Source organism: Sphingomonas sp. Leaf10, assembly GCF_001421245.1.
In the GTDB taxonomy this organism is placed as follows: Bacteria; Pseudomonadota; Alphaproteobacteria; order Sphingomonadales; family Sphingomonadaceae; genus Sphingomonas.
The window spans coordinates 59823-66476 of record NZ_LMKE01000009.1; the positions used below are offsets into that span (position 1 = coordinate 59823).

At 64.7% G+C, this 6654-nt stretch carries 3 protein-coding genes; all 3 read left to right on the forward strand.

Annotated features, from left to right (window positions below; genetic code table 11):
• The first annotated feature begins 37 nt into the window (after positions 1-37).
• Positions 38-4318, forward strand: a complete 4281-nt coding sequence (rpoC, locus tag ASE59_RS08810) for a DNA-directed RNA polymerase subunit beta' (RefSeq protein WP_056455202.1) — start codon at positions 38-40, stop codon at positions 4316-4318.
• Between the two features lie 335 nt (positions 4319-4653).
• Complete coding sequence (locus tag ASE59_RS08815) at positions 4654-5733, forward strand: DUF5694 domain-containing protein (protein ID WP_056455204.1); 1080 nt, start codon at positions 4654-4656, stop codon at positions 5731-5733.
• 56 nt (positions 5734-5789) lie between these two features.
• Positions 5790-6566 (forward strand): formate/nitrite transporter family protein, encoded by a 777-nt coding sequence (locus ASE59_RS08820; protein WP_056455324.1) that lies wholly within the window; start codon positions 5790-5792, stop codon positions 6564-6566.
• The last annotated feature ends 88 nt before the right edge of the window (positions 6567-6654 follow it).

The following is a 6654-nucleotide window of genomic DNA, read 5'->3' on the forward strand; positions in this document are numbered from 1 at the left end:
CTCTCCCCTGAAGGAGAGAGGGCTATGAGGTAAGATCATGAACGAACTGACCAATTTCGCGAACCCGGTGGCCAAGCCGGAGACTTTCGACCAGATCCAGATCGGCATCGCCTCGCCGGAGCGTATCCGCTCGTGGTCGTTCGGCGAGATCAAGAAGCCCGAGACGATCAACTATCGCACGTTCAAGCCCGAGCGTGACGGCCTGTTCTGCGCGCGCATCTTCGGTCCGATCAAGGATTACGAATGCCTGTGCGGCAAGTACAAGCGCATGAAGTACAAGGGCATCGTCTGCGAAAAGTGCGGTGTCGAAGTCACGGTGTCGAAGGTCCGCCGTGAGCGGATGGGCCATATCGAACTGGCCGCGCCGGTCGCGCACATCTGGTTCCTGAAGTCGCTGCCGTCGCGCATCGGCCTGCTGCTCGACATGCAGCTCAAGCAGCTCGAGCGCGTGCTGTACTTCGAGTCCTACATCGTGATCGAGCCGGGCCTGACCGCGCTGGAGAAGTATCAGCTCCTCACCGAGGACGAGCTGCTAGACGCGCAGGACCAGTATGGCGAGGACGCGTTCTCGGCCGGGATCGGCGCGGAAGCGGTCAAGCAGATGCTGATCGACCTCGACCTCGAGGGTGAAAAGCGCGACCTGCTCGAAGAGCTGGCGGTTACCAAGTCGGAACTGAAGCCCAAGAAGATCATCAAGCGGCTGAAGGTCGTCGAGAGCTTCCTGGAGTCGGGCAACCGTCCCGAGTGGATGATCCTCGACGTCGTGCCGGTCATCCCGCCCGAACTGCGCCCGCTGGTGCCGCTCGACGGCGGCCGTTTCGCGACGTCGGATCTGAACGACCTGTACCGCCGCGTCATCAACCGCAACAACCGCCTGAAGCGGCTGATGGAACTGCGCGCGCCGGACATCATCGTCCGCAACGAAAAGCGCATGTTGCAGGAAGCGGTCGACGCGCTGTTCGATAATGGCCGTCGCGGCCGCACGATCACCGGCGCCAACAAGCGTCCGCTGAAGTCACTGTCCGACATGCTGAAGGGCAAGCAGGGCCGCTTCCGTCAGAACCTTTTGGGTAAGCGCGTCGACTATTCAGGTCGTTCGGTCATCGTGACCGGGCCGGAACTCAAGCTGCACCAGTGCGGTTTGCCGAAGAAGATGGCGCTCGAGCTGTTCAAGCCGTTCATCTATGCGCGCCTCGACGCCAAGGGCCTGAGCATGACGCTCAAGCAGGCGAAGAAGTGGGTCGAGAAGGAACGCAAGGAAGTCTGGGACATCCTCGACGAAGTCATTCGCGAGCACCCGGTCATGCTAAACCGCGCGCCGACGCTCCACCGTCTGGGCATCCAGGCGTTCGAGCCGGTGCTGATCGAGGGCAAGGCGATCCAGCTGCACCCGCTGGTCTGCTCGGCGTTCAACGCCGACTTCGACGGTGACCAGATGGCCGTCCACGTTCCGCTGAGCCTCGAGGCACAGCTGGAAGCGCGCGTCCTGATGATGTCGACCAACAACATCCTGTCGCCCGCCAATGGCAAGCCGATCATCGTGCCGTCGCAGGACATGGTGCTGGGTCTCTATTACCTGTCGATGGAAAAGACGAACGAGCCGGGCGAAGGCATGCTGCTGGGCGACATGGCGGAGGTGCATCAGGCGCTGCACGCCGGTGCCGTCACGCTGCATACCAAGATCGTCAGCCGCGTTCCGCAGACCGACGAGAACGGCAAGCAGTATCTCAAGCGCTATGAGACCACTCCGGGTCGCATGTTGCTGGGCGAAACCCTGCCGAAGAGCCACAAGGTGCCGTTCGAAACGGTCAACCGCCTGCTGACCAAGAAGGATGTCGGCGACGTCATCGACGAGGTGTATCGCCACACCGGTCAGAAGGAGACCGTGCTGTTCGCCGATGCGATCATGGCGCTCGGCTTCCGCCACGCGTTCCGTGCCGGCATCTCGTTCGGCAAGGACGACATGCTGATCGCGCCGGACAAGGACAAGCTGGTCGACGAAACCCGCGATCAGGTGAAGGACTTCGAGCAGCAATATCAGGACGGCCTGATCACGCAGCAGGAGAAGTACAACAAGGTGATCGACGCCTGGTCGCGCTGCGGTGACCAGGTCGCGACCAGCATGATGGACGAGATCAAGGCGGTCCGCCGCTATGACGACGGCCCCGACAAGGGCCGCGAGAAGCCGATCAACTCGATCTACATGATGGCCCACTCGGGTGCCCGCGGTTCGCAGGCACAGATCAAGCAGCTGGCCGGCATGCGCGGGCTGATGGCCAAGCCGTCGGGCGAGATCATCGAAACGCCGATCATCTCGAACTTCAAGGAAGGTCTGACCGTCCTTGAATACTTCAACTCGACCCATGGCGCGCGCAAGGGCCTGGCGGATACGGCGCTCAAGACGGCGAACTCGGGCTATCTGACCCGCCGTCTGGTCGACGTCAGCCAGGACTGCGTCATCATCATGGAAGACTGCGGTACCCAGCGCGCGCTGGAAATGCGGTCGATCATCGAAGGTGGCGCGACGATCGCGTCGCTCGGCGAACGCATCCTCGGCCGCACCACGGCAGAGGACGTGGTCGATCCGAAGACGGGTGAGGTCGTGTTCCCCACGGGCACGCTGCTCGACGAAGCGATGATCACCAAGATCGAGGCGCTGGGGCTGCAGGCGATGAAGATCCGCAGCCCACTGGTCTGCGAAGCCAAGGTCGGCGTCTGCGGCACCTGCTATGGCCGTGACCTTGCCCGTGGTACGCCGGTGAACATCGGCGAAGCGGTCGGCGTTATCGCGGCGCAGTCAATCGGTGAGCCGGGTACGCAGCTGACCATGCGTACCTTCCACATCGGTGGTGCGGCGCAGCTGAACGAACAGTCGAACCTCGAAGCGCCGGTCGACGGCACGGTCGAGTTCCGCGACCTGCGCCTGATCGAGGATCAGCGCGGCCGGCGCGTGGTGCTCAGCCGTTCGGGCGAAATCGCGATCGTCGACATGGACGGCCGTGACCTCTCGGTCCACCGCATCCCGTACGGTGCGTATGTGCTGTTCGACGATGGCCACATCGTTTCGCAGGGCGACCGCATGGCGGAATGGGATCCGTTCACCGCGCCGGTCATCACCGAAACGGGCGGTACGGTGAAGTTCATCGATCTGATCGAGAACAAGACCGTCACCGAACGCGTCGACGAAGCGACCGGTATCGCCCAGCGCGAGATCATCGAATATCGCGTGACGTCGAAGTCGAAGGAGGATCTGCGTCCGCGCATGACCCTGCTCGACGCGAATTCGGGCGAGGCCGCACGCTACATGCTGGCACCGGGCGCGGTGCTGTCGGTCGAGGATGGTGCACAGGTGCAGGCGGGCGACGTTCTTGCCCGTGTCGCCCGTGAATCGGCCAAGACCCGCGACATCACCGGCGGTCTGCCGCGCGTCGCCGAATTGTTCGAAGCACGTATTCCGAAGGAAGCGGCGATTATCGCAAAGGTGTCGGGCCGCGTGATCTTCGGCAAGGATTACAAGGCGAAGCGCAAGATCGGCATCCAGCCCGAGGATGGCGGCGATGTCGTCGAGTATCTGATCCCGAAGTCGAAGGTGATCGACGTTCAGGAAGGCGACTATGTCAAGCGCGGCGACAACCTGATCGGTGGTTCGCCGAACCCGCACGACATTCTGGAAACGCTCGGCATCGAGCCGCTGGCCGAATATCTGGTCAGCGAAATCCAGGGCGTCTACCGACTGCAGGGCGTGAAGATCAACGACAAGCACATCGAGACGATCGTTCGTCAGATGCTGCAGAAGGTCGAGATCACCGACGGTGGCGACACCACCCTGCTGGCCGGCGAACAGCTCGACCGTGACGAGATGGACGAAGCCAATGCGAAGCTCGCGCCGGGTCTGGCCCCGGCACAGGGCAAGCCGGTGCTGCTCGGCATCACCAAGGCGTCGCTCCAGACGCGGTCGTTCATCTCGGCCGCATCGTTCCAGGAAACGACCCGCGTCCTCACCGAGGCATCGGTGCAGGGCAAGATCGACAGCCTGAACGGCTTGAAAGAAAACGTCATCGTTGGCCGCCTGATCCCGGCGGGCACCGGCGCCGGCATGAACCGCCTGCGGGTCGCGGCATCGTCGCGCGATGCGGCGCTACGGGCACAGCAAAAGGCACTGGCCGGCTTCGTCGCGCCGAATTCGGCCGAGGAAGAACACGCCGCCGAACTGGCCCGCTCGCCCCGCGACGGTCAGGGCGTGGCCGATCCGCTGGCCGATGTCGTGCCCTCGGGCACCGGCACCGACGCCGATGCGGGCGATTATCTGAACGATTGATCGTTCGGTTATCGATTGCGTGAACGAGCCGCCGTCCGGGCAACCGGGCGGCGGTTTCGTTTGTGGGGGGCTCCTGCCCTCTCTCCGGACACGGGAGAGGGATAGCGGAGCTTGCCTGCTCGCTGGCTAGCGTAGCTTGGGAGCGGGGCGAAGCGAGCCTTTGGCTCGCGCCCTCGCATGTGCGAGCGCTCCCCTCTCCCAGCTTCGACTAGGCCTTTGCTGACGCAAAGACCAAGTCTGCGCATCCCTCTCCCCTGTCGGGGCGAGGGAGCCTCATCAAACCGCATTCCCCTTCCCCGTTTGCCGCCGTACGCTGCAACCCAAGGGGGAAATCCATGAAACGCATCCTGTCGACCTTATTGCTGCTCGCCGCGCCGGCGACGGCACAATCCTACCGCCCGGACTTCGCCCCGGCGGCGCATAAAGGGCCGCGCAATGGCCCGATCAACGAGATCGCCGTGCTGGGATCGGCGCATTTGTCGCAACTGCCCGAGCGGTTCCGGCCGGAGGCGCTGGGGCCGTTGCTCGACCGGCTGGCGGCGTGGAAGCCGCAGGCGATCGCGATCGAGGCATTGTCGGGGGCGCAATGCGATCAGTTGCGGCGCTACCCCTATCGCTATGCCGATACCGTGCCCGATTATTGCTGGGACCCGGCGCCGGCCAAGGCCGCGACCGGGCTGGACGTGGCAGCCGCCACCGCAGCCTATGAAGCGATGCTGCTGGCACTGCCCGCCAAACCGACCCCGGCCGATCGGCGCAAGCTGGCCGCGCTGTTCCTTGCCGGCGGCGAACAGGCATCGGCACTGGTCCAGTGGCTGCAACTGCCGGCGGCGGAGCGCAAGGCCGGGGACGGTCTGGACGCGACCCTGGTAACGCGGCTCGCCAAGCTGGAGACGAAGCGCGACGAAAGCCTGATGATCGCGGCACGGCTGGCTGCGCGACTAGGGCTACAGCGCGTCTATGCGATGGACGATCACACCGCCGACCGATCGGTGCCGAAGGCGGACGAGGCCGCCTATGGCAAGACGATGCAAGCGGTCTGGGACAGTCCGGCGATGAAGCGGCGCATGGCGGCGATCGATGCGTCGCAGGTCGATCTGGCGACCGGCGCCGGCGTGCTGGCGATGTATCGGGGTTTCAACGCGCCGGACCAGGGGCAGGTCGTGTTCGACACCGATTTCGGGGCGGCATTGGAAGAGCTGTCGCCGCAGCGGTTCGGGCGGCAATATGTCGCCTATTGGGAAGTGCGCAACCTGCGGATGGCGGCGAACATCCGCGACATGCTGGCCGAGGCGCCGGGGCCGGGGATGCGCGCACTGATCGTGGTCGGCGCATCGCACAAGCCGTATCTGGAGGCGTATCTGCACCAGATGCACGATCTTCGCATCGTCGATATCCGGCCGATGCTGCGCTGACGGAGCCGGGGGCCGGCTTGGTCGTTTCGTTCCTGAACCATCCGGAAGGGAACGCCATGGCCAAGGACGACGCCACCGCCGACAATCTGGCCGACAGCGTCGACGACGCCCTGCTCGCCAAGACGCGCCCGCCGGTGGGAGCGATGCTGTTGCTCGGCATCGCGGCGGGGGCGCAGATCGGTTTCGGCGCGATCGGCTATCTGGTGGCGCATGCCGGCGTGGAACCGGGCGGCGCGACGCAATTGCTGTCGGGCATCGCCTTTTCGGTCGGGCTGATGCTGGTGATGGTGACGGGCACGCAATTGTTCACTGGCAATACGATGCTGGTGCTGCCCGCCGCGCAGGACCGGTTGAGCGTGGGCGAAACGGTGCGCGACTGGAGCGTGGTGTGGGCCGCGAACCTGATCGGCAGCTTCGTCATCGCCGCGCTGTTCGTCGCGTCGGGCGCGACGGGGGCGATCGACGGCGCGGTCGGGCAGGCGGCACTCAAGACCGCCGATACGAAGCTGGCGAAGGACTGGGTCGAACTGCTCGCGTCGGGCGTGCTGGCCAACATGCTGGTGTGCCTTGCCGTCTGGATGGCGACGGGGGCGCAGTCGGTGGCGGGCAAGATCGTCGGCGTCATCGGGCCGGTCACGTTGTTCGTGGCGGCCGGGTTCGAACATTCGGTTGCGAACATGACGTTGTTGCCGATCGCGTGGGGCCTTGATCCGACAGCGGTGCCGGTCAGTGCGCTGCTCGGCAATCTGTTGCTGGCGACGGCAGGGAATATCGTCGGCGGGTCGCTGGTCGCGATCGTGCTGGCGGCGGGGCATCGCGTGTTGACGAAGTAGACGGCGAGCGCCGTTGCTCCCCTCCCCGACAAGGGAGGGGTTGGGGGTGGGTCGGTCCGTTGTCGGACGTGCCACTCCCTCGCAAACC